The 23,601-nt window shown below is 69.4% G+C and carries 27 protein-coding genes and 1 other RNA gene; 6 read left to right on the forward strand and 22 right to left on the reverse strand.

Going from position 1 to position 23,601, the window contains the following annotated elements:
- Nucleotides 1-3 precede the first annotated feature (3 nt).
- From tolQ to ruvC, 7 genes are all read right to left on the reverse strand, one after another.
- Nucleotides 4-717, reverse strand: coding sequence for a protein TolQ (gene tolQ / locus KHC28_RS04685; protein ID WP_214007165.1), 714 nt, complete (start codon nt 715-717; stop codon nt 4-6).
- A 254-nt stretch (nt 718-971) separates the two neighbouring features.
- Nucleotides 972-1,484: a tol-pal system-associated acyl-CoA thioesterase gene (gene ybgC, locus KHC28_RS04690; RefSeq protein WP_312893085.1), complete on the reverse strand. Its 513-nt coding sequence runs from the start codon at nt 1,482-1,484 to the stop codon at nt 972-974.
- Between the two features lie 97 nt (nt 1,485-1,581).
- Entirely contained in the window at nt 1,582-2,004 is a 423-nt protein-coding gene (locus KHC28_RS04695) for a DUF2852 domain-containing protein (RefSeq protein ID WP_214007167.1), read from the reverse strand.
- A gap of 81 nt (nt 2,005-2,085) precedes the next feature.
- Nucleotides 2,086-2,712, reverse strand: a complete 627-nt coding sequence (locus KHC28_RS04700) for a TetR/AcrR family transcriptional regulator (protein WP_214007168.1) — start codon at nt 2,710-2,712, stop codon at nt 2,086-2,088.
- A gap of 33 nt (nt 2,713-2,745) precedes the next feature.
- Nucleotides 2,746-3,786 (reverse strand): Holliday junction branch migration DNA helicase RuvB, encoded by a 1,041-nt coding sequence (ruvB, locus tag KHC28_RS04705; protein ID WP_214007169.1) that lies wholly within the window; start codon nt 3,784-3,786, stop codon nt 2,746-2,748.
- Between the two features lie 88 nt (nt 3,787-3,874).
- Nucleotides 3,875-4,492 (reverse strand): Holliday junction branch migration protein RuvA, encoded by a 618-nt coding sequence (gene ruvA / locus KHC28_RS04710; RefSeq protein WP_214007170.1) that lies wholly within the window; start codon nt 4,490-4,492, stop codon nt 3,875-3,877.
- A gap of 30 nt (nt 4,493-4,522) precedes the next feature.
- Nucleotides 4,523-5,071, reverse strand: a complete 549-nt coding sequence (ruvC, locus tag KHC28_RS04715) for a crossover junction endodeoxyribonuclease RuvC (RefSeq protein ID WP_214007171.1) — start codon at nt 5,069-5,071, stop codon at nt 4,523-4,525.
- A 138-nt stretch (nt 5,072-5,209) separates the two neighbouring features.
- Between ruvC and KHC28_RS04720 the strand changes: the two genes are divergently transcribed.
- Nucleotides 5,210-5,563, forward strand: a complete 354-nt coding sequence (locus KHC28_RS04720) for a COG4315 family predicted lipoprotein (protein ID WP_214007172.1) — start codon at nt 5,210-5,212, stop codon at nt 5,561-5,563.
- Nucleotides 5,564-5,631: 68 nt separating this feature from the next.
- On the opposite strand, the gene KHC28_RS04725 is transcribed toward KHC28_RS04720, so the two are convergent.
- Nucleotides 5,632-6,582 (reverse strand): DMT family transporter, encoded by a 951-nt coding sequence (locus KHC28_RS04725; RefSeq protein ID WP_214007173.1) that lies wholly within the window; start codon nt 6,580-6,582, stop codon nt 5,632-5,634.
- Between the two features lie 365 nt (nt 6,583-6,947).
- Between KHC28_RS04725 and KHC28_RS04730 the strand changes: the two genes are divergently transcribed.
- Complete coding sequence (locus KHC28_RS04730) at nt 6,948-7,694, forward strand: sulfite exporter TauE/SafE family protein (RefSeq protein ID WP_214007174.1); 747 nt, start codon at nt 6,948-6,950, stop codon at nt 7,692-7,694.
- 151 nt (nt 7,695-7,845) lie between these two features.
- On the opposite strand, the gene KHC28_RS04735 is transcribed toward KHC28_RS04730, so the two are convergent.
- The 5 genes from KHC28_RS04735 to KHC28_RS04755 form a co-directional block, all read right to left on the reverse strand.
- Nucleotides 7,846-8,592: a YebC/PmpR family DNA-binding transcriptional regulator gene (locus KHC28_RS04735; protein WP_214007175.1), complete on the reverse strand. Its 747-nt coding sequence runs from the start codon at nt 8,590-8,592 to the stop codon at nt 7,846-7,848.
- A 155-nt stretch (nt 8,593-8,747) separates the two neighbouring features.
- Complete coding sequence (locus tag KHC28_RS04740) at nt 8,748-9,563, reverse strand: TIGR00282 family metallophosphoesterase (protein ID WP_214007176.1); 816 nt, start codon at nt 9,561-9,563, stop codon at nt 8,748-8,750.
- A gap of 3 nt (nt 9,564-9,566) precedes the next feature.
- On the reverse strand, nt 9,567-10,172 hold the full coding sequence (locus tag KHC28_RS04745; protein ID WP_214007177.1) for a 5-formyltetrahydrofolate cyclo-ligase: 606 nt from the start codon (nt 10,170-10,172) through the stop codon (nt 9,567-9,569).
- Between the two features lie 9 nt (nt 10,173-10,181).
- Nucleotides 10,182-10,337: non-coding RNA, 6S RNA (ssrS, locus tag KHC28_RS04750), on the reverse strand.
- 179 nt (nt 10,338-10,516) lie between these two features.
- The gene (locus KHC28_RS04755; protein WP_214007178.1) at nt 10,517-11,518 is read right to left on the reverse strand and encodes an NAD(P)H-quinone oxidoreductase; all 1,002 of its coding nucleotides are present in this window, start codon (nt 11,516-11,518) and stop codon (nt 10,517-10,519) included.
- A gap of 188 nt (nt 11,519-11,706) precedes the next feature.
- Here KHC28_RS04755 and KHC28_RS04760 point away from each other — a divergent pair, with 188 nt between their 5' ends.
- Together KHC28_RS04760 and KHC28_RS04765 are read left to right on the forward strand one after the other, a co-directional pair.
- A complete protein-coding gene (locus tag KHC28_RS04760) occupies nt 11,707-11,907 on the forward strand; it encodes a DUF1192 domain-containing protein (RefSeq protein WP_214007179.1) in 201 nt (66 codons plus the stop codon).
- A 357-nt stretch (nt 11,908-12,264) separates the two neighbouring features.
- Nucleotides 12,265-12,903 carry a DUF1465 family protein gene (locus tag KHC28_RS04765; RefSeq protein WP_214007180.1) on the forward strand — a complete coding sequence of 213 codons (639 nt, stop codon included), beginning with the start codon at nt 12,265-12,267 and terminating at the stop codon, nt 12,901-12,903.
- A gap of 164 nt (nt 12,904-13,067) precedes the next feature.
- On the opposite strand, the gene rpmE is transcribed toward KHC28_RS04765, so the two are convergent.
- Nucleotides 13,068-13,292 carry a 50S ribosomal protein L31 gene (gene rpmE, locus KHC28_RS04770; protein WP_214007181.1) on the reverse strand — a complete coding sequence of 75 codons (225 nt, stop codon included), beginning with the start codon at nt 13,290-13,292 and terminating at the stop codon, nt 13,068-13,070.
- 110 nt (nt 13,293-13,402) lie between these two features.
- On the opposite strand from rpmE, the gene KHC28_RS04775 reads away from it, so the two are divergent.
- Nucleotides 13,403-15,229, forward strand: coding sequence for an ABC transporter transmembrane domain-containing protein (locus tag KHC28_RS04775; protein ID WP_312893086.1), 1,827 nt, complete (start codon nt 13,403-13,405; stop codon nt 15,227-15,229).
- Nucleotides 15,230-15,276: 47 nt separating this feature from the next.
- Here KHC28_RS04775 and KHC28_RS04780 read toward each other — a convergent pair whose 3' ends face one another.
- The 8 genes from KHC28_RS04780 to KHC28_RS04815 form a co-directional block, all read right to left on the reverse strand.
- Nucleotides 15,277-15,741 (reverse strand): GNAT family N-acetyltransferase, encoded by a 465-nt coding sequence (locus KHC28_RS04780; RefSeq protein ID WP_214007182.1) that lies wholly within the window; start codon nt 15,739-15,741, stop codon nt 15,277-15,279.
- Between the two features lie 43 nt (nt 15,742-15,784).
- Entirely contained in the window at nt 15,785-16,822 is a 1,038-nt protein-coding gene (locus tag KHC28_RS04785; protein WP_214007183.1) for a peptidoglycan -binding protein, read from the reverse strand.
- A 13-nt stretch (nt 16,823-16,835) separates the two neighbouring features.
- Nucleotides 16,836-17,921 carry a MotA/TolQ/ExbB proton channel family protein gene (locus KHC28_RS04790; RefSeq protein WP_214007184.1) on the reverse strand — a complete coding sequence of 362 codons (1,086 nt, stop codon included), beginning with the start codon at nt 17,919-17,921 and terminating at the stop codon, nt 16,836-16,838.
- A gap of 132 nt (nt 17,922-18,053) precedes the next feature.
- The gene (locus KHC28_RS04795; protein ID WP_214007185.1) at nt 18,054-18,842 is read right to left on the reverse strand and encodes an inositol monophosphatase family protein; all 789 of its coding nucleotides are present in this window, start codon (nt 18,840-18,842) and stop codon (nt 18,054-18,056) included.
- Nucleotides 18,843-18,939: 97 nt separating this feature from the next.
- The gene (locus tag KHC28_RS04800) at nt 18,940-19,170 is read right to left on the reverse strand and encodes a hypothetical protein (RefSeq protein WP_214007186.1); all 231 of its coding nucleotides are present in this window, start codon (nt 19,168-19,170) and stop codon (nt 18,940-18,942) included.
- Between the two features lie 88 nt (nt 19,171-19,258).
- On the reverse strand, nt 19,259-20,479 hold the full coding sequence (locus KHC28_RS04805; protein ID WP_214007187.1) for a S8 family peptidase: 1,221 nt from the start codon (nt 20,477-20,479) through the stop codon (nt 19,259-19,261).
- Nucleotides 20,480-20,556: 77 nt separating this feature from the next.
- Nucleotides 20,557-20,940 carry a cell division protein ZapA gene (locus KHC28_RS04810; protein ID WP_214007188.1) on the reverse strand — a complete coding sequence of 128 codons (384 nt, stop codon included), beginning with the start codon at nt 20,938-20,940 and terminating at the stop codon, nt 20,557-20,559.
- Between the two features lie 9 nt (nt 20,941-20,949).
- A complete protein-coding gene (locus tag KHC28_RS04815; protein ID WP_246564285.1) occupies nt 20,950-21,243 on the reverse strand; it encodes a DUF4164 domain-containing protein in 294 nt (97 codons plus the stop codon).
- Nucleotides 21,244-21,551: 308 nt separating this feature from the next.
- On the opposite strand from KHC28_RS04815, the gene tkt reads away from it, so the two are divergent.
- Nucleotides 21,552-23,546: a transketolase gene (gene tkt, locus KHC28_RS04820; protein ID WP_214007190.1), complete on the forward strand. Its 1,995-nt coding sequence runs from the start codon at nt 21,552-21,554 to the stop codon at nt 23,544-23,546.
- Nucleotides 23,547-23,601 lie beyond the last annotated feature (55 nt).

A 23,601-nucleotide genomic window follows, 5' to 3' on the forward strand; every position in this document is an offset into this window, starting at 1 on the left:
GCGTCAGCCCCGTTCATCGATCTGGCGCGACAGGATCGCGGAGAACTCATCCGAGAAACCCTCCAGCCGCAGCGCCAACCGGTTCACCTGTGACACGAACTTGTTGTAGAAAATCGTCGCCGGGATGGCGGCGATAAGGCCGATTGCCGTTGCGAAAAGAGCCTCGGCGATGCCGGGCGCCACCACGGCGAGGCTGGTATTCTTCGACGCCGCGATCGACTGGAACGAGGTCATGATGCCCCACACCGTGCCGAACAGGCCGATGAACGGGCCGGCCGAGCCGACGGTCGCCAGCACCAGGAGCCGCGCCTCCAGCCGCTCGACCTCGCGAGCGACGGTGACGTCCATCACCTTGTCGAGCCGCTGGGTCAGGCCGGCGAAGGAGCGCGCGCCGCCCTCATAGGAGCGCTTCCACTCCCGCATCGCCGCGACGAAGATCGCCGCCATGGCGTGGTTCGGGCGCGAGGACAGCGAGCGATACAGCTCCTCGAGGCTCTGGCCGGACCAGAAGGTCTGCTCGAAACGGTCCATCTGCCGCTTCATGCGGCCGAACAGGATGGTCTTGTCGATGATGATCGCCCAGACCCAGACCGAGGCGAGCACCAGCCCCCCCATGACCACCTTGACGATGAAGTGCGCCTGAAGGAACAGCCCGATCAGCGAAAGATCGGCGCTCGGGGCGGCCATGGCCGTTTGCGCCACGTCAGCAGGATTCATGTGATCTCAACCTCAAGCACCGGAGCCCGCCCGCCCACTCGGACGGACGGCACGCATCACGCACAGACGCCACGGCGGTTAACGACAAAATGAACTTTCCCCCGGCGGGAGCCAGGTCCTTCCGTTCATTCGTCCTACCCTGTTCGACGGTGAATCCGACGAAACTTGGGCGCGTGGCGCCTCACGTCACGCTGATTAAGCACTTGCTAGGGTTAATGCCACGTTAGCGTTGCGGCACCGCAACACCGATCCGGTCAGACCTGCGGCGCCTCGTCCTGCGCCGCGCGCATGGCGGTACGCAAGGCATCCGGGATGCGGCGGGCGCGTCCCTGCGAGACGAACGCGACCTTCACGCGGCCCTCGACCAGCAGCTCGCCGCGACGCATCACTTTTTGCAGCAAAGTGATCGAGGCCCCGGCCACGTCGATGGGACTGGTATGGATTTCCAGCACGTCGTCGATGCGGGCGGGACGCACGAAATCGAGCTGCATGGAGCGCACCACAAAGGCGAAGCCGGGCGCCTCTGCCAGCGCCTCGCCGAACAATTCGCCCTGCACCACGCCGATGAGGCGCAGATGGTCGGACCGCGCCCGCTCCATGAACCGCAGATAATTGGCGTGGTAGACGATGCCGGAGAAATCGGTGTCTTCGTAATAGATCCGTACCGGCAGCACATGGCCGCCCGGCACCAGACGCCCGGCGAGATGGAGAAACGGATCGGCCGCGAGTTCGCGGGGATCGAGATGGGGCGCACGGGGATCTTGCACGCGGGGTTCCTGTCCACTCATGCCGCCCTCATAAACGAGACCGCGCCCCTTGTGAACAAAGGGCGCGGCCAAACTTCACGCCGATGCGAAGGCGGGATCAGTTACCGATGGCACCGTCCGCCGGGGCGTCGGGCTGCGGCGGCGCCGGGCGGCGACGCTCGGCCATGAACTGGTCGAACTCGGCCTTGTCCTTGGCCTGGCGCAGGCGATCGAGGAAGCCGCGGAAATCGCTCTGCTCCTCCTCGAGACGACGCAGCGTCTCCTGACGATACTCGTCGAAGGCGCGGTTGCCGCTGGAGGGCATGCCGCGTCCCCAGCGGCCGAACGCGTTACGGAACGCTTCGCCGCCCTCTTCCTGCCACCGCGCGAAGCCGCGCCGTCCACCGCAACCCATACGTCCACTCCCGATTGTAAAGGCCAGGATCGCCAGACCGAGGGGCCACCAGGCCATGAAGCCCAGCACCGTCAGCGCGATCCAGGCCGGTTTGCCGTAACTGTCGAGCTTGTAAGCGAGCTCCATGGCTGCCGTCCCAGTTAATGTTAAATACATTTACATATATGGACACGGCACGGCGTCTTGTCAATGCCGTAGCGTCGAAGATCAGTCGGAAGGCCCGCCGAGCCCCTTCAGATAGACGAGGAATCCGGCTTCCAGCAGCTCGTCCGGGGTCATGGGCAGCTTGCGGCGGGCGCCATCGGCCCGGGCGAACAGCGAGGCGACGCCATGCGCCAGCGACCAGGTATGCAGCGCCACCATCAGCGCCGGCGGCCGCCCCGGCATGTGAGACACCAATACTTCCGCCGCCTCGCGCAGCACCGCGAAGGCGCGGGCGCCGGCCTGCTGCAACCCCTCATGCACGTCCAGCGGCACGCCGGATTCGAACATGGCGATGTAGTAGGACGGCTGTTGCCGGGCGAAATCGAGATAGGCGCGACCCAAACGCTCATAGGCGGCGGCCGGCGACGGGCGCCCCTCCTGCCACGCCGCCTTCAGCGCCTCGGCGAAGCGATCGAAGCCGGTGGTGGCGACTGCGGCGATCAATTCGTCGCGGTCGCGGAAATGCCGGTAGGGCGCCGCCGCGCTCACCCCGGCGCGGCGCGCCGCCTCGGCGAAGGCGACGCCGGCGATACCCTTCTCGGCGATCAGCTCGAGCGTCGCCTGCATCAGGGCCTCCCGAAGGTTGCCGTGATGGTAGGAACGCGTCTCGCCGTTTCGGGTCCAGCTCATGTGAATGTGAATTACATTAGCGCGACGGCGGCGTCACGCATCTTCGCTGTCGTCGAACAGCGGCATCTGGTTAACCGAGGTCGGTATCGCCAGCCCCATATGCTTGAAGGCATGCGCCGTAAGCACCCGCCCGCGCGGGGTCCGCTGCACGAAGCCCTGCTGCACCAGATAGGGCTCGATGATCTCCTCGATGGCGTCGCGCGGCTCCGAGAGGGCCGCCGCGATGGTCTCGACACCGACCGGCCCACCGCCATAATTCACTGCGATGACAGTGAGATAGCGACGATCCATCTGGTCCAGCCCCAGCGCGTCGACCTCCAGATGGCCGAGCGCGTGGTCTGCCGCCGCGCGATCGATGATCTCCTTGCCCGCCACCAGCGCGAAATCCCGCACCCGGCGCAGCAGACGCCCGGCGATGCGCGGCGTGCCGCGGGCGCGGCGGGCGATCTCACGGGCGCCATCCTTCGAAATCGGAATGCCGAGCACCCGCGCGCCGCGCGACACGACGAGTTCAAGCTCGTCGATCGTGTAGAAATTCAGTCGGATCGGGATACCGAAGCGATCACGCAAAGGTGTCGTCAGCAGACCCGAACGGGTGGTCGCTCCGACCAGGGTGAATTTCGACAGCGAAATCTTGACGGAACGTGCCGCAGGCCCTTCGCCGATGATCAGATCGAGCTCGTAATCTTCCATCGCCGGGTAGAGGATTTCCTCCACCGCCGGATTCAGCCTGTGAATCTCGTCGATGAACAGCACGTCGCGCTCTTCGAGATTGGTCAGCAGCGCCGCGAGGTCGCCGGCCTTGGCGATCACCGGGCCGGAGGTCGAGCGGAAGCCGACGCCCAATTCGCGCGCAACTATCTGGGCGAGCGTGGTTTTTCCCAGGCCGGGCGGGCCGACGAACAGGACGTGGTCGAGTGCCTCGCCGCGCGCCTTGGCCGCCTTAATGAAGATGTCGAGATTGGCACGCGCCTGCTGCTGGCCGACGAACTCGGCCAGCATCTGCGGACGCAAGGTGGCTTCCGCGAGGTCTTCCTCGCGCTTGTCGGCGGTGACGAGGCGCTTCGTGCTCATCGTCCGCCCCGCCGGCGGTCAGGACAGTGAGGTGGCCGATGCGGCCGATTGCCGGGCCGGGATGTAGGGTGAGGACAGTCGAGGCCGATCATCGGGCGAGTTCCTTCAGGCCGAGCCGGATCAGCCGGGCGGTATCCGCCCCCTCGCCGGCCTCGCGGACCGCCGCCGCCACCGCGGCGCTGGCCTGCACCTGCGCATAGCCGAGATTGACCAGCGCCGAGACGGCGTCCGCCACCGGCGCCGGGGCGGAGCGGGCCGCCACCTGCCCGGCGAGGCTGGCGACCGCCGGGTCGACATCGGCGAAGCCCGGCGCCTTGTCCTTCAGCTCGGCGACGATGCGGGCGGCGACCTTCGGCCCCACCCCGTTCGCCCGCGCCACCATCGCCCGGTCGCCGAGCGCCACCGCATTGGCGAGCTCGGAGGGCGACAGCACGGAGAGCACGTTGAGCGCCACCTTGGCGCCGACGCCCTGCACGTTCTGCAACAGCAGGAACCACGCCTTCTCCGCCTGCGAGACGAAGCCGTAGAGCCGGATCATGTCCTCGCGCACGAAGGTCTCGATGAACAAAGTCGCCGCCTCGCCGGGCGAGGGCAGCGCCTGCAGGGTGCGCCCCGAGCAGTGGACGAGATAGCCGACCCCCTGCACGTCGAGGATGACGTGATCCTCCTCGTAGGAATCCACCAGGCCCTTGAGCTTTCCGATCATCCGAGCTTGCCGATCATCTGAGCCTGCCGATCATCGCGCCGCCACCTTGGCCACCTTGGCGGTCACCCGCTTCTCGAACGAGGCGCGCAGCGCCGCCGCGCCCCTATGCTGGGCATGGGTGACGGCAACCGCAAGCGCGTCCGCCGCGTCGTCGGTCTCGAAGTCCGCCTGCGGCAGCAGCACCTTCATCATCATGCGGATCTGCGCCTTCTCCGCCCGCCCGGCGCCGACCACGGTCTTCTTGACCAGCAGCGCCGCATATTCGGCGACCGGCACGCCGGCAAGGGCGGGGGTGAGCAGCACCACCCCCCTCGCCTGCCCGAGCTTCAGCGTCGAGGCGGGATTGACGTTGACGAAGGTCTCCTCGACCGCCGCCTCGTCCGGGGTGAAGGCGGCGATGACCGCTGCAAGCTCGCGATACAGGATGGCGAGGCGCTCGGCGAGCGTGCCCTCCTCCGGCGGCAGCACCGTGCCGCAGGCGACGAAGGAAAGCCGGGTGCCGGCAGCCTCGATCACCCCCCAGCCGGTACGGCGGAGGCCGGGGTCGAGGCCGAGAATGCGAATCGGAGCGGACACCATGCCCTAGGAGGTACCCGAACAAACGACGAACGGCCAGTGTCCGCTCCCCGCGAAAGCCCGTGATTTCGCCACAGGCGAGGCGCATGGTTAATGCGGGATTAAGGGGCGACGCAGACCCCAGACACCCGGAGTAACGCCATGACCCACAGCTTTACCCGCTTGGCCGGCCTCACGGCCGGTGCCCTGCTGCTCGCCGGCCCGGCACTCGCCGCCGGCATGCTGACCGGGGCCGGCGGCAAGACGCTCTATGTGTTCGACAAGGACACTGGCGGCATGTCGACCTGCTACGATGCCTGCGCCACCAACTGGCCGCCCTATCTCGGCAAGCAAGGCGACGCGATGAAAGCCGGCTGGACAATGGTGCCGCGCAAGGACGGCGCCATGCAATGGGCCTATGACGGCAAGCCGCTCTACTACTTCGCCGGCGACAAGAAGGCCGGCGAAAAGGCGGGCGACGGGCGTAACGGCGTCTGGCACGTCGTGAACGAGTAGGTCGCCGCAGCCACGCGGTTTTCCCTTCCCATGGCCGGATGACGTCCGGCCATGGGGATGCCGAGTTGTCAGCTCCGGCGCGCCGGAGCCAGCGCCCCGCTCGCCAGCACCACGCCGATGCCGGTGGCGGCGACGCCGATGATCGCCGCCGTGTCCGGGTGCTCGCCGAGCAGCGGCACGGCGAGGCCGGCAGCCAGCGCCGGCACCAGGCCGGTGAAGGCGGCGGCGCGCGACGAGCCGAGCTTCTCGATCGCCATGCCGAAGGCGACCAGCGCCACCACGCCCGAGCCGATGCCCTGCACCAGCACCAGTTGCAGCACCTCGGCGCCATAGCCCGCCTGCAGCGCCGAGACGACGCCGGGCAGGCCGACCGGGGTGAGGATGATCGCCGACCACAGGCCGATCAGCCCTACCAGTTCCCTGGCGTCCATGCCGGTGCGGCGGAAGGCGAGCGTGTAGCCGGCCCACAGGCCGGCGCCGGTGAGCAGCAGCAGATGGCCGCGCCAGGCACCATCAGCCGAATTGATCAGCCCGCGTCCCCCAAGGGTGACGACGCCGAGAGCGATGCAGACGAAGCCGGCGGCGCGCAGCCAGCCGAGCCGCTCCTTGAACGCCAGCACCGAGATCACCGCCACGATCAGCGGCATGGTGCCCGGCAGCAGCGGACCGACATCGGCGGCCGGCACGAAGCGCATGGCGTTGCCGACCACCAGGAAGAAGATGGCGCCCGACCCCATGAAGCAGAACAGGAACGGCACCACCCGGCCGCGCGGCCACAGCCCGATCTTCAGCCACCAGGGCGCCAGCACCAGGGCCGGCACCACGAAGCGCAGCCAGCCAACCGCCGAGGGGGTGAGATGGCCGGCCACCGCATGGCGGGTGGAGACGATCCAGCCGCCCCATATGGCGATGGCGAACAGCGCGAGGCCGGCGCCGACCAGCCGGTCGGTCCGCTCGGCGGCAGCGCGGGCGGCGGCGGCATCCGCCTCCGCGCCGGCGCAGACTTCTGAGGCACTCATGGCAATATCCCGACATGGGGCGCCGCGACGACGCAATATCCCGACATACGGCGCCGCGACGGCGCCGGGCGCCCACGCATGGGCGCCGTTCTGTTGGCGCCAATGTGGGCGCGCCGCCGCCGGGCGGCAAATGAGTTTTGCCGATAGGGTGTTTCACCAAATGTGATAGAAGCGGCGAAACGACAAGAAACGACGATTGACCGGCGCCGGGTGCGGCACTAGCAAGGTGGCCACGGCGCCACGGGCGCCGTTTCGCCTCCGGCCGCTCCGGCTTTCCGCCCTCCCGCTTTCGGTTCCGCCGCGACCCGCCTCTCGCGGCCCGCTTCTCGCGCTTCGCCGCGAGGTCCCTCGGCGCAGGTGCCTTCATGTCCTTCGACGCCGCCCTCGTCTGGGCCATCGCCACCGCGCTGATCGCCGGCGCCACGCGCGGCTTTTCCGGCTTCGGCGGGGCGCTGATCTTCATGCCGCTGGTCGGCGCGGTGTTCGGGCCGAAGCTGGCGGCGCCGACCTTGCTGATCATCGACACCGTACTGACCCTGCCGATGGTGTTCCGGGCGCTGCGCGCCTGCATCTGGCGGCAGGTGGCACCGCTCGCCATCGGCGCGGTGGTGGCGGTGCCGTTCGGCGTGTGGCTGCTGGAGCGTATCGACCCGGTGGCGCTGCGCTGGGCGATCGCCGCGCTGGCGGTGGCACTGCTGATGCTGCTGATCTTCGGCCGCGGCCTGAAGGCGCCGCATTCGCTGGCCGCCCGGCTCGGCATCGGCGCGCTCGCCGGCGTGCTCGGCGGCGCCGCGCAGCTCTCCGGCCCACCGGTGGTGGTGTACTGGCTCGGCACCGGGCAGAACGCGGCGCTGGTGCGGGCGAACCTGTTCGCCTTCTTCGCGCTGGTGACGGTGGCCTCCGCCACCGCCTATCTCAGCCACGGGCTGATCGACGGCGAGGTGCTGAAGCTGTCGCTGGTTCTCGGCCCGGCCTATGCGTTCGGCCTCGTCGCCGGCGCGCGCGGCTTCCGGCTGGCCAGCGACCGGCAGTTCCGGCTGATCGCCTATGCAATCATCGCGGTGGCGGCGGTGGCCAGCGTGCCGCTGCTCGATCCGCTGCTGCGGCCCTGAGGGGTGCCGCAAAGAAAATGCCCGGCCGGAGCCGGGCATCCAGCGCTCGCGCGCTCGGTCATTTCTCGTGAAGACGAGCGCTCACGCGCTCAGGATGTCTTCGTGAGGATAAGCGCTCACGCGCTCAGGGAGTCTTCGTGGAGATGAGCGCTCACGCGCTCATCTTGGCCAGCATGGCCTCGGAGATCTCGAAATTGGCGTAGACGTTCTGCACGTCGTCATTGTCGTTCAGCGTGTCGACGAGACGGATCAGCTTCTCCGCCACTTCGTCATCCACCGCGATGGTGTTCTGCGGGCGCCAGACCAGGCCGGACTTGCGCGGCTCGCCGAACTTGGCTTCCAGCGCGGCGGCGACCTCGTGCAGGTTCTCCATCGAGCACACCACCTCGTGGCCGTCCTCGGAGGAGGAGACGTCATCGGCGCCGGCCTCGATGGCGGCTTCCATCATCGCGTCCTCGGACGCCTTGCCCGCGTCGAACTCGATGAGGCCGATGCGGTCGAACATGAACGACACCGCGCCGGTCTCGGCCAGCGCGCCGCCCGACTTGGTGAAGTAGGAGCGCACTTCCGAGGCGGTACGGTTGCGGTTGTCGGTCAGCGCCTCGACGATGACGGCGACACCGCCGGGGCCATAGCCCTCGTAGCGGATCTCGTCATAGTTCTCCGCGTCGCCGCCGGCCGCCTTCTTGATGGCGCGGTCGATATTGTCCTTCGGCATGTTTTCCGCGCGGGCCGCGAGAATGGCGGCGCGCAGGCGCGGGTTCATGTTGGGATCGGGCATGCCGAGCTTGGCGGAGACGGTGATCTCGCGCGCCAGCTTGGAGAACAGCTTGGAGCGCACCGCGTCCTGCTTGCCCTTGCGGTGCATGATGTTCTTGAACTGCGAATGCCCGGCCATGGCCGCCTCCACTTCGCTCGGGCCAGACGAACGCGGCCCTGCGTCAGAAATTCGAAGAAAATTCGTGTGGCCGGCTTATAGGCGAGAGCAGGGTCGCGCGTAAAGCGGGGGCCTTCATCGCCGCGCTACCGGAACGTCGGCAGCACCGGCAGCGTTTACCAGAACGCCGGCAGCACCGGCTCCAGCAGGCCGCCGATGCGCACCGGGGCGACCTTCACCGCCCGGCCGTTCGCGTCGGTCTCCACCGCGAGGCCCGACAGCGTGCCCGGCCCGGTCGCCGGCTCGAAGCGCGAGGAGCCGATCTTGCGGGTGAAGCGCCGCAGCGGCTCCTCCTTGTCCATGCCGATCACCCCGTCATAGGCGCCGCACATGCCGACATCGGTCATGTAGGCGGTGCCGCCCGGCAGGATGCGGTGATCGGCGGTCGGCACATGGGTGTGGGTGCCAATGATCAGGCTGGCCCGCCCGTCGCACCAATGGCCGAAGGCCTGCTTCTCGCTGGTGGTCTCGGCATGGAAATCGACGATCGCCGCGTCGCAGACCAGGCCGAGCGGTGCGGCGTCGAGTTCGCGGTCGATGGCGACAAAGGGGTCGTCCATCGGGTCCATGAAGGTGCGGCCCATCACGTTGACGACCAGCACGCGGGCGCCGGACTGGGTCTCCACCAGCGCAGCACCGCGCCCCGGCGTGCCGGCGGGGTAGTTGGCGGGGCGTACCAGGCGCGGCGCGCGCTCGATGAAGACGAGCGCCTCGCGCTGGTCGAAGGCGTGATTGCCGAGCGTGACGGCATCCGCCCCGGCGGCGAGGAACTCCTCATAGATGCTCTCGGTGATGCCGAAGCCGCCGGCGGCGTTCTCGCCGTTCACAACCACGCAGTCGAGCGACCATGCCTTGCGCAGGCCGGGAAGCTCGTCGAGCACGACCTGCCGCCCGACGCGGCCCACCACGTCGCCAAGAAAGAGAATGCGCAAACCCTAGTCCTCCGCCGTCACCGTGATGATGCCGGCGTCGGTGACGACGGCGTCCAGCCGCTCATCATGCGGCTCGGCAGGCAGGCAGGGAAGCTCCTGCACCGCGAAGGCATAGCCCAGCGCCTCGACCCGCTTCGCCCGCCGCAGCGCCGCCAGCGTGCGGTCGTAATAGCCACCGCCATAGCCGAGCCGGTGCCCGCCCGGATCGAAGGCGGCGAGCGGCACGACCAGCACGTCGGGGATCACCAGCGGCGCGCTCTCCGGCGGCACCGGAATGCTCAGCCGGCCGGGGCCGGCCACCTCGACCAGCGGCTCGCCTGCGCTCCACAGCCGGAACAGCAGCGGCGCCTTCATGTCCACCACCACCGGCAAAGCGAGCCGCGCCCCGGCGGCGCGCAGGCCGGACGCCAGCGGGCCGGTGTCGATCTCGGTACCGATGGGCGCGAACAAGGCCACCACCTCGCCCTTCACGTCGCCAAGCCACGACAAGGCGTGCGCCGCCGCCCGGGCGGACGCCTCGGCGCGCATATGCGGCTCCAGGCCCGCCCGTCGGGCGAGCGCGGCAGCGCGCAGGGTAGGTTTATCGGGAAGCGTCGATGCAGCGGTCATGATGATCAGCGCGGAGCCGCGATGGCCGTTGGAAATCGATCCCGGGAACCTACAGCGTAGGTGGGCGCCGTGTGTCCAGACCCAGGGGTCTGGTCAGGGACAGCTCCCTTTGAGATCGATAAGGCCCCGGGGAATATGTTCTCCTGACGAACCTCGCAGCCCCGCATGACAAATCTAGGACGACCGCGCCCGGATTTAAAGAGGGGGGCGCCGGTTATCCGACAAGCGATGAAGTCCGGCGACGACGACATCGCCGCCGCACGCCCTCCCCGCCGCTTGCCGGTAGGACCGGCGGGCCGGCCCAACGACCGGCCAAGCGATCTGCCATGCGGCCGGCCGGAGGCTCAGCCGACCTCCAGCATGATCTTGCCGATGTGCAGGCTGGTCTCCATGCGGGCATGGGCGGCGGCGGCGTTCTCCAGCGGGAAGGTCTGGTCGAGCACCGGCTTCACCTTGCCGGCCTCGATCAACGGCCACACCTTGGCGCGCAGCGAGGCGGCGATGGCGGCCTTCTCGGCATTGGGGCGCGAGCGCAGCGTCGAGCCCATATGCGACAGCCGCTTCAGCATCAGCCGCATATAGTCGATCTGCACCTTCGAGCCTTCCATGAAGGCGATCTGCACGATGCGCCCGAGCGGCGCCGCCACCTCGTAATTGCGGGCGATGTAGGAGCCGCCCACCATGTCGAGGATGACGTTGATGCCCTTGCCCCCGGTCTTCTCCTTGATGACCGCGACGAAGTCCTCGGTCTTGTAGTCGATGGCGACGTCGGCGCCGAGATCGAGGCAGACCTTGCACTTCTCGGCGCTGCCGGCGGTGGCGAACACGGTGGCGCCATGGGCCTTGGCGAGCTGGATCGCCGTGGTGCCGATGCCCGAGGTGCCGCCATGCACCAGGAAGGTCTCGCCGGCCTTCAGACCGGCAAGGTCGAACACATTGGTCCAGACGGTGAAGAAGGTCTCGGGCAGCGCCGCCGCCTCGACCATCGACAGGCCGGCCGGCACCGGCAGCGCCGCATCGGCCTGCGCGAGGCAGTACTGGGCGTAGCCGCCGCCGGAAACGAGGGCGCAGGCCTTGTCGCCGAGCTTCCAGCCGGTCACGCCCTCGCCGAGCGCCACCACTTCGCCAGCGATCTCGAGGCCCGGAATGTCCGGCGCGCCGGGCGGCGGCGGATAGAGCCCCTTGCGCTGCATGACGTCCGGCCGGTTGACGCCCGCGGCCGCCACCTTCACGAGGATCTCGCCGGCGCGCGGCACCGGAACCGGCCGCGTCTCCGGCACCAGGGCTTCGGGGCCGCCGGGCGTCGGCAGGCCGATGGCGGTCATGGTGGCGGGAAGCTCGGTCACGGGGATATCCTCGCAGTTTCAGGGCCGGAAGCGCGGCAGCGGGCTGGCAAGCGGTTGAACCGTCAGGTCAAGGCGACTGGTTAAGTCATGCCGCCCGCACTGGCAACCGACCCCGGCGCGCAATAGATAGCGCTGGGAGAGATGGCCGCAGAAGCGATGGTTCCGCCATCGCCAGCAAGGAGACCGAGATGATCGAGGACGATCCGTTCAGCATCCGCCCAGCGAAGCTGCCGGCGGCCCATGAGATCGGCGCCGACCTCTCCACCCTGTCGGAGGCCGAGCTCGAGGAACGCATCACGCTGCTGGAAGCCGAGATCGCGCGGCTGCGCGCCACGCTCAACGGCAAGCGCTCCTCGCGGGCGGCGGCGGACGCCTTCTTCAAGCGATGAGGCAGGCTTCGGGTGACGAGGCCGGCTTCCCGCCGCCTCCCGCCCGCCGGCTTCCCGCCGCCGATGGGTTAACGGCGCGTTAAGCTTTCCGAAGCATTATCGGGGACAGTCCAGCTCCTGGACGCGAGTGGCACCTGTCACTCTGTTTGACGCCTCCCTGTCTTGACCTATCGAGCCGCCTGCGGGCGGCTCTTTTTTGGCCCTGCACCCAGACGGTGGGTTGCGGGGACAGTGGCGCCGTCCGTCGCACGCGACTGGACAGCCGGCCCGACGCGCGCGACATCATGCCCGGGGATTGCGGGCAGGGCGGGCGAATCAGGCGCGGCAGAGCCGCCGCGCCGGCGCGGAGTGACGGAGATGGCGAAGCGGACGCCCGACAGGCCGGGTTTCGGAGGGCGGGGTTTCGACGGGCAGGGTATCGGCGGATCGGCCTCGGACGGGGCGGATCGCGGCGAGACCGCGCTCGCCGCGCCGGCCGACCTTGCCGACCTCGACGCCGGGACCGCCGACGGGCGGCTGGTAAGCCTCGCCGCACGGCGGGTCGCCTCCCCCGCCTTCGCCGCGCTGTTCGCCGAGGGCATCGCCCTGATCGACGCCAGCGCCGATTATCTCGACGGGTCCGGCCGGGCCGAGTGCGCCGCACTGGAACGCCGGGCGCAGGCCGCCTATGCCGAGGAAAGCCGCCGCCTGTCGACGCGGCTGATGAACCTCACCTCCTGGCTGCTGCTGCAGAAGGCGGTGAGCGAGGGCGACATGAGCGCCGAAACCGCCCGCCGCGAAGCCGGCAAGATCGACCTCGGCGCCGACGCCCCCTCCCCCGAGGCGGATGCCCGGCTGCCGGCGCCGCTGGCGGCGCTCATCCTGCGCAGCCTCGACCTCGAGCGCCGGGTGCGGCAGCTCGACGCGGCGCTGAAGGCGCGCCGGCCCGGCGAGCGCCCCGCCAATGCGGTCGCCGGCCAGATCGGCCGGCTGCGCTCCGCCTTCGAACGGCCGTGAGGCAATGCCCCGCCGGCGCGGGAAAACCCCGCAGCGGCGGGCGCGCCGGCACGCGAGATGACCGGCCGATTGTCTAAAGCCATGACGACAAACGAAAACCCCCGCGCGCGGCACGGGGGTTTCGGGTAGTCGTCGTCGCGAAGCGCGACGGCTTCGGGGCCAGATCAGGCCTTGAGGAAGCCGGCGAACTTCTTCTGGAACCGCGACACGCGGCCGCCGCGGTCGAGCAGCTGCTGCGAACCGCCGGTCCACGCCGGGTGAACCTTGGGGTCGATGTCGAGCTGAAGGGTGTCGCCCTCCTTGCCGTAGGTCGACCGGGTCGTGTACTCGGTGCCGTCCGTCATCACCACTTTCACGAAGTGGTAGTCGGGATGGATGTTGCTCTTCATGGGTTGCATCCTCGCCGCCGCGGGGCCGGCCCCTTCCGAGGGAGCCACGCGGCGATCTTCAAAAACGATCCTGCCGGAAATCCGTGCGGGTCTATAACCGAGACCTGAGCGTGACACAAGTCGAGCCGACGATTGCCGAGACCGCCTCCCGCCGGCGCCGCGCCGACCTCTCGCCGCTGATGGCGCTGTGGCCGCATGTGAAGCGCTACAAGGGCCGCGCCACCGCCGCGCTCGGCGCGCTGGTCGCCGCCGCGCTGGCGACGCTGGTGGTGCCGGTGGCCGTGCGCCGGATGATCGATCTCGGCTTCGACAACAGCCATGCCGGCTATGTCCAGCAATATTTCCTGGTGATGATCGGCGTGGTCGCGGTGCTCGCCGGCGCCTCGGCGCTGCGCTACTACCTCGTCATGACGCTGGGCGAGCGCATCGTCGCCGACCTGCGCGCGCAGGTGTTCGCGCATCTGCTCAAGCTCGACGGCGCCTTCTACGACCAGGCTCGCGCCGGCGAGATCGTCTCGCGGCTGACCGCCGACACCACCCAGATCAAGTCGGCGGTCGGCGCCTCCGCCTCGATCGCCCTGCGCAACATCGTGCTGTTCATCGGCGCGGCGATCATGATGGCGATCACCAGCCCCTGGCTGTCGGTGATCCTCCTGGTGGCGATCCCGCTGATCGTGGTGGTGCTGCTCGGTTCCGGGCGCGGGGTGCGCAAGCGCTCGCGCGAGGCGCAGGACGTGCTCGCCGAGGCCTCGGCCTACGCCACCGAGGCGGTCAGCGCCATGCGCGCCTTGCAGGCCAACACCGCCGAGGTAGCGGCGAAGGGACGCTTCGACGGCGCGGTCGAGCACGCCTTCGGCGCCGCCCGCGACGCCATCCGCGCCCGCGCCCTGCTGACCGGGGTGGCGATCTTCCTGATCTTCGCCTCGGTGGTCGGCATCCTCTGGGCCGGCGCCAATGCGGTGCTGGCCGGCACGATGAGCGCCGGCACGCTCGGCCAGTTCGTGCTCTACGCGGTGCTGGCGGCGAGCGGGCTCGGCCAGCTCGGCGAGGTGTGGGGCGAGGTCTCGCAGGCCGCCGGCGCCACCGGGCGCATCGCCGAACTGCTCGACGAACAGCCCAGGGTCGCCCCGCCCGCCGCGCCGCGCGCGCTGCCGCAGCCGCCGGTGGGAGCGGTGCGCTTCGCCGAGGTCGGCTTCGCCTATCCGACCCGGCCGGAGCTGCCGGCGCTCGCCGGCGTCTCCTTCACGGTGCGGCCGGGCGAGCGGGTCGCCATCGTCGGCCCCTCGGGCGGCGGCAAGAGCACACTGTTCCAGCTGCTGCTGCGCTTCTACGACCCGCAATCCGGCCATATCGAGATCGACGGCGTCGACATCGCCACGGCGGACCCGCGCGCGGTGCGCGCCCGCCTCGCCCTCGTGCCGCAGGATGTCGCCATCTTCGCCGCCTCGATCCGCGAGAACATCCGCCTCGGCCGCCCCGAGGCGAGCGACGCCGAGGTGGAGGAGGCCGGCCGGCTCGCCAGCGCCGACGAATTCATCGAGCGGCTGCCGGAGCGCTGGAACACCCCGGTCGGCGAACGCGGCGTGACGCTGTCCGGCGGCCAGCGCCAGCGCATCGCCATCGCCCGCGCCATCCTGCGCCAGGCGCCGGTGCTGCTGCTCGACGAGGCGACCTCGGCGCTCGACGCCGAAAGCGAGACGCTGGTGCAAGCGGCGCTCGACCGCTCAATGCAGGGGCGCACCACGCTGGTGATCGCCCACCGGCTCGCCACCGTGCTGTCCGCCGACCGTATCCTCGTCATGGAGCACGGGCGCATCGTCGAGGAAGGCCGCCATGCCGAGCTGGTGGCGAAGGGCGGGCTCTATGCCCGGCTGGCGGCGCTGCAGTTTGGCGAGAACGTGCCGGCGGCTCGGGTGGAGGCCGCCTCGCCGATCTGAGCGGCGGCGTCAGGCTCGCAGGCTCGGCGACCGGCTCGCCGGCGGCCTCACGGGACCCGACGCTCCATGCGCAGCGTCGGGCGGCCGGAGGTCGGGTTGGTGCCGCGCGCGGTCACCACGAAGCCCAGCGTCGCGTAAAAGCGCACCGCGCGATCGTTCTCCTCATTGACGTCCAGCGTCAGGCTGGCCGGCGAGACCGCCGCCGCCGCCTCGATCAGCGCCCGCGCAATGCCGCGCCCCCAATGGTCAGGATGCACCGCCAGCTGGTCGACATAGCCGGTCGACGGGTCGACGGTGACGAAGCCCAGCGCCCGGCCGGCGTCGTCCACCGCCGTCTCCACCCGCGTGCCGGCATCGATCAGCACGCCGATGCGCCGGCACAGCCAGCCGCGACGGGCCTCGAAATCGATCTCCGGCATGGCTTCCTGCCAGCTCTCGACCCACAGATCGGCGATCGCCGGCATCTGGTCCCAGCCGAAACCGCGCAACACGGGCGAACCGGAAGCGATCATCTCAGCGCCCGCCTTTCGTCGCCGGCCGCTTCATCGCCCGCCCCTACCGTTCGGTGAGTTTCAGCTCGATGCGACGGTTGCGGTTGCGCGCCTCGTCGGTGTCGCTGCCGTCGAGCGGCTGGTATTCGCCGAAGCCGGCGGCGACCAGATGCTGCGGGGACACGCCCTTACCGGCCAGATACTGCACCACCGCGATGGCGCGCGCCGCCGACAGCTCCCAGTTGGACGGGTATTGCGGCGTCTGGATCGGCCGGTCGTCGGTATGGCCGTCGACGCGCAGCACCCAGGCGAGGTCGGAGGGGATCTCCTTCTCCAGCTGGATCAGCGCCGCGGCGATCTGGTCCAGCGCCGGCATCGATTCCGGACGCAGCCCGGAGGCGGCGCGGTCGAAGAATATCTCCGACTGGAACACGAAGCGGTCGCCGACCACGCGGATGCCCGGCCGGTTGCCGAGAATGGCGTTCAGCCGGCCGAAGAACTCCGAGCGGTAGCGGGTGAGTTCCTGCACGCGTTGCGCCAGCGCGACATTGAGCCGGCGGCCGAGATCGGTGAGGCGGGCCTGACTCTCGCTGTCCTTCTTCTCGGCGATGTTCAGCGCCTCGTCCAGCGCCGCCACCTGCTTGCGCAGCGCGGCGATCTGCTGGTTGAGCAGCGCGATCTGCTGGGCGGCGTCGGTGGTGGCGTCCTTCTGCTGCGCCAGCTGGCGGCCGAGCTCCGCGTTCTGGCCCTGCGCCGCCGACAGGTCGGCCGGCACCGAAGCGGCGGCCTCGGCGGCGTCGAGCAGGTCGCTGCGCTCCTTCTCCAGCGCCAGGAGGCTGGCGCGCAGATTGCCGATCTCGGAAGCGGATTCGTCCTGGCCGGCGCGCTCCAGCGCCAGCTGGTCGGTGAGCGCGCGGATCTGCGCCTGCAGCCGCGACATCGCGTCGTCCTTGCCGGTCATCTCCTGGGTCAGGAAGAACTGCGCCAGCACGAACACCGACAACAGGAAGATGAAGACCATCAGCAGCGTCGACAGCGCGTCGACGAAGCCGGGCCAGTAGTCGATCGTGCGTTCGCGACCGCGGGAGCGTCCTAGCGCCATGGACCCGCCCTCCTCAGGCCCGCTCGCGGTCGTTCTCGCGGGCGAGACGTTCGAGCAGCTTCTTGATGTCCTTCTGCTGCTCGGCCTGCGCCTCCACCCAGTCGCGTACCATCTGCTGCTCCGAGCGCATGTGCTGCACCAGCCCCTGCAGGCTCTCGGCGAGATGCGCCATCGCGGTGGTGACGCGCTGCGAGCCGGCCTCGGTCATGGTGCGATCCAGCCGGGCGACGGCGTCGGTGAGGTGGTTGAGATCGAGCTGGGAGAGGCCGGGCGGCGGCAGGAAGGCCGAGGGCGACGGCAGCGGCGCCGGGCCGGCCGGGGTGACCGGCGTCGCCGACAGGGCGACCGGCACCGGCGCCGGCACCGGCCGCACCTTCTCGACGCCGAGATCCTCCACCGTGGTGGCGAGCCAGTCCTCGAGATCGGTGTAGAAGCGGTTCTGCGCCTGCCCGGCCTGCAGGTCGAGGAAGCCGAGGATCAGCGAGCCGGCGAGGCCGAACAGCGAGGACGAGAACGAGATGCCCATGCCCGACAGCGGCGCGGCGAGGCCGGTCTTCATAGCGTCGAACACCGAGCCGGAATTCGGCCCGACATCGAGCGAGGCGATCACCCCGCCAATGGAGCCGACGGTCTCGATCAGGCCCCAGAAGGTGCCGAGCAGGCCGAGGAACACCAGGAGGCCGGTGAGGTAGCGCAGCAGGTCGCGGCCCTCGTCGAGGCGGGTGCCGATCGACTCCATGATGCTGCGCATGGTCATCTGCGAGATGGTCATGCGCCCGACGCGGTCGCCGAGCAGCGCCGCCATCGGCGCCAGCAGCACCGGGTTGCGCCGCACCTCGATGCCGGGATCGACCAGGCGGAACGCGTTCACCCACTCGACTTCCGGCAACAGGCGGAACACCTGGCGGAAGGCGAACAGGATGCCGATGGCGAGCACGCCGAAGATGACGCCGTTCAGCCCGGGATTGTAGAGGAAGGCCCGCCAGATCTGCTCGTGCAGCACGGAGCCGAGCGCCGCGCACAGCAGCAGGAACACGAACATCCGCACCAGGAAGATGCGGGGCGAAGACAGCTTGTGAAAGGGGTCGTTCGCGTCCATTGCCGGTGGCCGTCTCCTGCACGCGGCGGCCGCCATAGGACGGCGGTCGCCGAAATCAAGGCCGGACTATGCCACAGCGCGTTCGAAATGAAACGCGCACCAGCGGAATTCCGCGGAATATGCGCGGAATTCTCAGGCCTTGCGCAGCACGTTGAGAAGGTCGCGACGGATGCCCTCATTGCCGGCGATGATCTCGCCCTTGGCCAGCATCTTGTCGCCATCGGCGAGATCGGAGACGTAGCCGCCGGCCTCGCGCACCAGGATGATGCCCGCCGCCATGTCCCAGGACGACAGGTTGCGCTCCCAGAAGCCGTCGAAGCGCCCGGCCGCCACCCAGGCGAGGTCGAGCGCCGCGGTGCCGGTGCGGCGCAGGCCGGCGACGCGCGGGGCGAGCGCGGCATATTCGCGCCCGAAGCCGGCGAGGTCGCCGCGGCCCATATGCGGCAGGCCGCAGCAGATGACGCTGTCCGCCAGCGCCGAGCGGGCGGCGACGCGGATGCGCCGATCGTTCATGAAGGCGCCGGCGCCCTTCTCGGCGATGAACATCTCGTCGGTCACGGGATTGAAGATCACGCCGGCGACCGGCACCCCGTCGCGCACCAGCGCCACCGAGATGCAGAACAGCGGGATGCCGTGCAGGAAGTTGGTGGTGCCGTCGAGCGGATCGACGATCCAGCGGTGCGACTCGTCGCTGCCCTCGCGCTCGCCGCTCTCCTCCATGATGAAGCCGAAATTCGGCCGCGCCTTGGAGAGTTCCTCGTGCAGGATGCGCTCGGCCTTGCGGTCGGCGTTCGACACGAAATTGGCCGGTCCCTTGAGCGAGACCTGCAGGTTCTCGACCTCGCCGAAGTCGCGGACGAGGGAGCGGCCGGCCTTGCGGACGGCGGCGACCATGACGGTCATCAGGGGGGAGCGGATCATGGTGACGGTTCCGGCAAGCTGAGCGGACGAGAGGGAGGAGACCCTGTGCCGTCCGCGGCGCTCACCGTCAAGGGCTCAGTCGGCCATTCGGGCGCGCTCAGCGCACGCCCATGGTCGAGAACGTCACGTCGCCGAAGATCTTCACCGCCGTGTCCTGGCGGGCGATCGACAGCAGGCGTTGCTGGGCGTGCCGGTCGTCGACCGTCACCGTCACTACCGTAGGCTGCGAATAAGAGGCCTGAACCTGCTCTTCCAGAGCGGGCGCCTCCAGGTGGAGGCGCTTCAGGAAATCCGTCCGCTCGTCCTGGCTTGAAAAACGAAACAGCAATGTATCCTCCGACGCCTGGGGCGACCCAACGCCCATGCTCTTAAGGATGACAAGATAGGCAGAGCCTGCCTTTCCGCAAACCCCGCCGCTAGGCGACGCTCCAGTCCCGGACCGCCCTGTCGACAGCCGCGACGCAATCGATCACCCCGCTGCCGACGCAGTTTGACCCCAGTGGCAGGCCAGAGCAAGTCTCGCGTATCAGTTGTGCCACCTGGGCGGGGCTGGCCGCCGGCGCCACCGACAGGATGAGCGCCGCGAGGCCCGCCACCTGCGGGCAGGCGCCCGAGGTGCCCCACCAGCCCATGCGGCGATACACCGAGCCCCACGGCACCTCGCCATAGGTCGGGGCGACGCAGTCCGGCTTGAAGAAACGCTTCGCCCACTCGCCCGGGCCGCGGCTGGAATCCGCGTGCGGCGTCAGCGTGTCGCAATTGGTGAGCAGCCGATCGACCGTGCCGATGCTGAACACGTCGTCATGGGAGTTCGGCCCCCAGATCGAATTCGGCCCGCACTGGTCGGCCTGATGCTCGCACAGGCCGCTGTGATGGTTGTTGCCGGCAGCGAAGCACACGAAGATGCCCGACGCGATCGCGTCCTCGACGATGCTCATATAGGGGTGGTCGTCCGGCATCACGTCCGGTGAATCGCAGACATACAGGCCGTAGGAATTGGTGGCGACGACCGGCCCCTCCAGCAGGCCCTGCTGCCGCTGCCGCATCAGGCGGTCATAGATCCGGTAGAGATCGACGGATTTGAGGTTGGTGCGCGCCGAGAGCACCTGCGCCTCCGGCGCCACCCCGTCATAGCGGCCGGTGACGGACGAGCCGGCGGCGATGGCGGCGCACATCGAGCCGTGGCCGTTGTCGTCGGCCCAGACCTGGCCGCGATAGGCGTCGGCGAGGTCGATGGCCGAGCGGCGGTCCAAACCGATCTCCCGCAGATCGGCATGCACCCCGGTATCGATGACCACGATCGAGACGCCCCGGCCGCGCGACCGCTCCCACGCTTCGGGCGCGCCGATCTGCTCGATGACGTCCTTCAGGTTACCGAGGGCCATGGGCGCCGCCGGACCATCCTGCAGGCCGCCGCCGAGCCCGCCGGGAAGCACCTCGAACTGGACGTCGTCATAGATCTTCGCCCCGAGATCCTGGAGCCGGTGACGCTCGACGTCGTCGACCTGCATCACCATCGTATCGGACTGGGTGAGCGAGGCCCGCGGACGGCGCTCCGGATGCAGGGTAAGCAGGCTTCCCTGCAACAGGTCGATCTTGAACTGCGCCGACGGCATGCGAACGAACACGTGATCCATGATTCCCCCCGGAATTCATCCCCGGCGTGGAAACTAGATCATACAACCATTGCGAGCAAGTTAAGAAATACGCAACCCTAGCCCATCCCCACGTCGGAAGACGGGGTGGTGCCGAGCTCGTGGGCGAGGCGCTCCATGCGTTCGGCGGCCTTGGTGAAGGCGTCGGAGACGGTGCGCTCGGCGAGTTCGGAACGCTGGGTGGCGACCGCAAGACGCACACGTTCCGATTGCAGTTCCTGCTCCAGCGCGCGGTGGCGGCGGCGCAGCTCGCTGAGTTCGTCGGCCAGCGTGATCGCCGCCATCACGCTGAGCCGCTGGTCGCCGATCTCGCCGAACGCCTTGCGCAGGTCGTCGATGCGGGCGTCGACCTCCTGGCCGAGACGGGAGAGGTGCTCCTCCTGGCCGTCGTCGCAGGCCATGCGATAGGCGCGTCCGGCGATGGTGACGGTGACATGGGCCATGGCGGGGCCTCAGCGCTCGTGGATGCGGTCTTGCGCGGCGAGGACCGCGCGGATGGTTTCCATGGCGCTGCCGAGCCGGCGGGCGACCTCGTCGCTCGCCCCCATCAGCCGCTCGGCCTGCGCCTGCGCGCCGTCGAGCTGGGCGGCGAGGCGGGAACGATCGGCGCCCAGCACATGGACCTGCTCGGCGAGCGCCGCCTCCTGGCGCTCGACGTCGAGCCGCCGCTCCACCGCCGCCTCCAGCGCCTCCATGGCGGCGTTGAAGCGCCGCGCGGCGGCGTCCACCGGGGCCGGATCGGTCATGCGGGCGCGCTCCATGGGTAACGTAAGGCGTGATTCGACTAGATTGGTCTCGCCCGGCGCCGGGCGTCAACCGGCGCAAACGGCCCCTCGCCGCCCGTCGCGCCCTTTGACAGGCCGACCCGTGATGCTATCACTCGCGCCCGTCGATGCCGCACTGCGGCAGGCCCCGATAACGTCGGGGCGGCCACATGCGGCGCGCCGACGGCCGCCCCGGCGGCGCCCGCCCGCAAGCCCGCCGAATTCTACGCCCGAATTTGCACCCGAACGCACACGCGCCGAACACGCGCCCCTGGGAGTCACCAGACCTCATGTCGACCCGCGAAAAGCACGATCGCATGGCCAACGCCATCCGGTTCCTCTCGATGGACGCCGTCGAGGCCGCCAAATCCGGTCATCCCGGCATGCCGATGGGCATGGCGGACGCCGCCACGGTGCTGTTCGGCAAGGTGCTGAAGTACGATCCCGCCGACCCGCACTGGCCGGACCGCGACCGTTTCATCCTCTCCGCCGGCCACGGCTCGATGCTGATCTACTCGCTGCTCTACCTCACCGGCTATGAGGGCATGAGCATCGAGGACCTGAAGAATTTCCGCCAGCTCGGCTCCAAGACCCCCGGCCACCCGGAATACGGCCACACCGTCGGGGTGGAGACCACCACCGGCCCGCTCGGCCAGGGCCTCGCCAACGCGGTGGGCTTCGCGCTCGCCGAGCGCATGCTGGCCGCCCAGTTCGGCTCCGACCTCGTCGACCACCACACCTATGTCATCGCCGGCGACGGCTGCCTGATGGAAGGCATCTCGGAGGAGGCGATCGAGATCGCCGGCCGCCAGAAGCTCGGCAAGCTCATCGTGCTGTGGGACGACAACCACATCACCATCGACGGCCCGACCTCGCTCTCGGTGGCGACCGACCAGCTCGCCCGCTTCGAGGCCTCCGGCTGGGAAGCCACCCGCGTCGACGGCCACGACCCCGAGGCCATCCTCGCCGCCCTGGAGCGCGCCAAGACCACCGAGAAGCCCTCGCTGATCGCCTGCCGCACCACCATCGGCTTCGGCGCCCCCAACAAGGCCGGCTCGAACGGCGTGCACGGCGCCCCGCTCGGCGCCGAGGAGATCGCCGCCACCCGCGCCGCCCTCGGCTGGGAAGCCCCGCCCTTCGTGGTGCCGACCGACGTGCTCGACGCCTGGCGCCTCGCCGGGCTGCGCTCGCGCCAGGCGCACAAGAGCTGGAACGAGCGGCTGAAGGGCACCGACCACGACAAGCGCGGCGAGTTCGAGCGCCGGGTACGCGGCGAGCTGCCGTCCAAGTTCGCCGAGGTCACCGCCGGCATCGTCGCCAAGGCACAGGCCGACAAGACCCCGGTCGCCACCCGCAAGTCGTCCGAGATCGTGCTGGAAGCGCTGACCGCGGCGCTGCCGGAGATGGTGGGCGGCTCGGCCGACCTCACCCACTCCAACAACACCAAGACCAAGGCCACCTCGGTCTATGTCGAGCCGCCGAAATATGACGGCCGCTACATCAACTGGGGCATCCGCGAGCACGGCATGGCCGCCGCGCTGAACGGCATCGCCCTGCATGGCGGCTTCATCCCCTATGCCGGCACCTTCCTGGTGTTCTCCGACTATTGCCGCCCCTCGATCCGCCTCGCGGCGCTGATGGGCGTGCGCGTCGTCTACGTGTTCACCCACGATTCGATCGGCGTGGGCGAGGACGGCCCGACCCACCAGCCGGTGGAGCAGATCGCCGCCCTGCGCGCCATCCCGAACCTCCTGGTGTTCCGCCCCTGCGACACGGTGGAGACCGCCGAGGCGTGGAAGCTCGCCCTCGAGCGCAAGGACGGCCCGAGCGTGCTGGCGCTGACCCGGCAGAACCTGCCGCTGATGCGCACCGATACCAATGAGCGCTGCCTCACTGCGCGCGGCGCCTATGAGATCGTCGCCGCCTCCGACGATGCCGAGGTGTCGCTGTTCGCCACCGGCTCGGAAGTGTCGCTCGCCGCCGCCGCCCGCGACCTGCTCGAGGCCGAGGGCATCCCGACCCGCGTGGTCTCGGTGCCGAGCTTCGAGCTGTTCCTCAAGCAGCCGGAGGAGACCCGCAAGCAGGTCATCGGCACCGCGCCGGTGAAGGTCGCCATCGAGGCGGCGATCCGCCAGGGCTGGGACGCCATCGTCGGCTCCGATGCCGCCTTCGTCGGCATGCATGGCTTTGGCGCCTCCGGCCCCGCCCCCAAGGTGTTCGCGCAGTTCGGCATCACCGCCGAGAACGTCGCCGCCACCGCCAAGGCCCGCCTCAAGAAGGGCTGATCTGGGGGCCAAACCCCCGTATCGACGATTAGCCGCACGTCAAAGTCATGAGTGA

The organism is Ancylobacter sonchi (genome assembly GCF_018390695.1).
Lineage (GTDB): Bacteria > Pseudomonadota > Alphaproteobacteria > Rhizobiales > Xanthobacteraceae > Ancylobacter > Ancylobacter sonchi.

Excerpts from the sequence above, each read along its gene's own strand:
- tolQ (WP_214007165.1), bottom strand. The coding sequence starts at position 717 with ATGAATCCTGCTGACGTGGCGCAAACGGCCATGGCCGCCCCGAGCGCC.
- KHC28_RS04695 (WP_214007167.1), bottom strand. The coding sequence starts at position 2,004 with ATGGAGCTCGCTTACAAGCTCGACAGTTACGGCAAACCGGCCTGGATC.
- KHC28_RS04700 (WP_214007168.1), bottom strand. The coding sequence starts at position 2,712 with ATGAGCTGGACCCGAAACGGCGAGACGCGTTCCTACCATCACGGCAAC.
- ruvB (WP_214007169.1), bottom strand. The coding sequence starts at position 3,786 with ATGAGCACGAAGCGCCTCGTCACCGCCGACAAGCGCGAGGAAGACCTC.
- ruvA (WP_214007170.1), bottom strand. The coding sequence starts at position 4,492 with ATGATCGGAAAGCTCAAGGGCCTGGTGGATTCCTACGAGGAGGATCAC.
- ruvC (WP_214007171.1), bottom strand. The coding sequence starts at position 5,071 with ATGGTGTCCGCTCCGATTCGCATTCTCGGCCTCGACCCCGGCCTCCGC.
- KHC28_RS04720 (WP_214007172.1), top strand. The coding sequence starts at position 5,210 with ATGACCCACAGCTTTACCCGCTTGGCCGGCCTCACGGCCGGTGCCCTG.
- KHC28_RS04725 (WP_214007173.1), bottom strand. The coding sequence starts at position 6,582 with ATGAGTGCCTCAGAAGTCTGCGCCGGCGCGGAGGCGGATGCCGCCGCC.
- KHC28_RS04730 (WP_214007174.1), top strand. The coding sequence starts at position 6,948 with ATGTCCTTCGACGCCGCCCTCGTCTGGGCCATCGCCACCGCGCTGATC.
- KHC28_RS04735 (WP_214007175.1), bottom strand. The coding sequence starts at position 8,592 with ATGGCCGGGCATTCGCAGTTCAAGAACATCATGCACCGCAAGGGCAAG.
- KHC28_RS04745 (WP_214007177.1), bottom strand. The coding sequence starts at position 10,172 with ATGACCGCTGCATCGACGCTTCCCGATAAACCTACCCTGCGCGCTGCC.
- KHC28_RS04760 (WP_214007179.1), top strand. The coding sequence starts at position 11,707 with ATGATCGAGGACGATCCGTTCAGCATCCGCCCAGCGAAGCTGCCGGCG.
- KHC28_RS04765 (WP_214007180.1), top strand. The coding sequence starts at position 12,265 with ATGGCGAAGCGGACGCCCGACAGGCCGGGTTTCGGAGGGCGGGGTTTC.
- rpmE (WP_214007181.1), bottom strand. The coding sequence starts at position 13,292 with ATGAAGAGCAACATCCATCCCGACTACCACTTCGTGAAAGTGGTGATG.
- KHC28_RS04780 (WP_214007182.1), bottom strand. The coding sequence starts at position 15,741 with ATGATCGCTTCCGGTTCGCCCGTGTTGCGCGGTTTCGGCTGGGACCAG.
- KHC28_RS04785 (WP_214007183.1), bottom strand. The coding sequence starts at position 16,822 with ATGGCGCTAGGACGCTCCCGCGGTCGCGAACGCACGATCGACTACTGG.
- KHC28_RS04790 (WP_214007184.1), bottom strand. The coding sequence starts at position 17,921 with ATGGACGCGAACGACCCCTTTCACAAGCTGTCTTCGCCCCGCATCTTC.
- KHC28_RS04795 (WP_214007185.1), bottom strand. The coding sequence starts at position 18,842 with ATGATCCGCTCCCCCCTGATGACCGTCATGGTCGCCGCCGTCCGCAAG.
- KHC28_RS04805 (WP_214007187.1), bottom strand. The coding sequence starts at position 20,479 with ATGGATCACGTGTTCGTTCGCATGCCGTCGGCGCAGTTCAAGATCGAC.
- KHC28_RS04810 (WP_214007188.1), bottom strand. The coding sequence starts at position 20,940 with ATGGCCCATGTCACCGTCACCATCGCCGGACGCGCCTATCGCATGGCC.
- KHC28_RS04815 (WP_246564285.1), bottom strand. The coding sequence starts at position 21,243 with ATGACCGATCCGGCCCCGGTGGACGCCGCCGCGCGGCGCTTCAACGCC.
- tkt (WP_214007190.1), top strand. The coding sequence starts at position 21,552 with ATGTCGACCCGCGAAAAGCACGATCGCATGGCCAACGCCATCCGGTTC.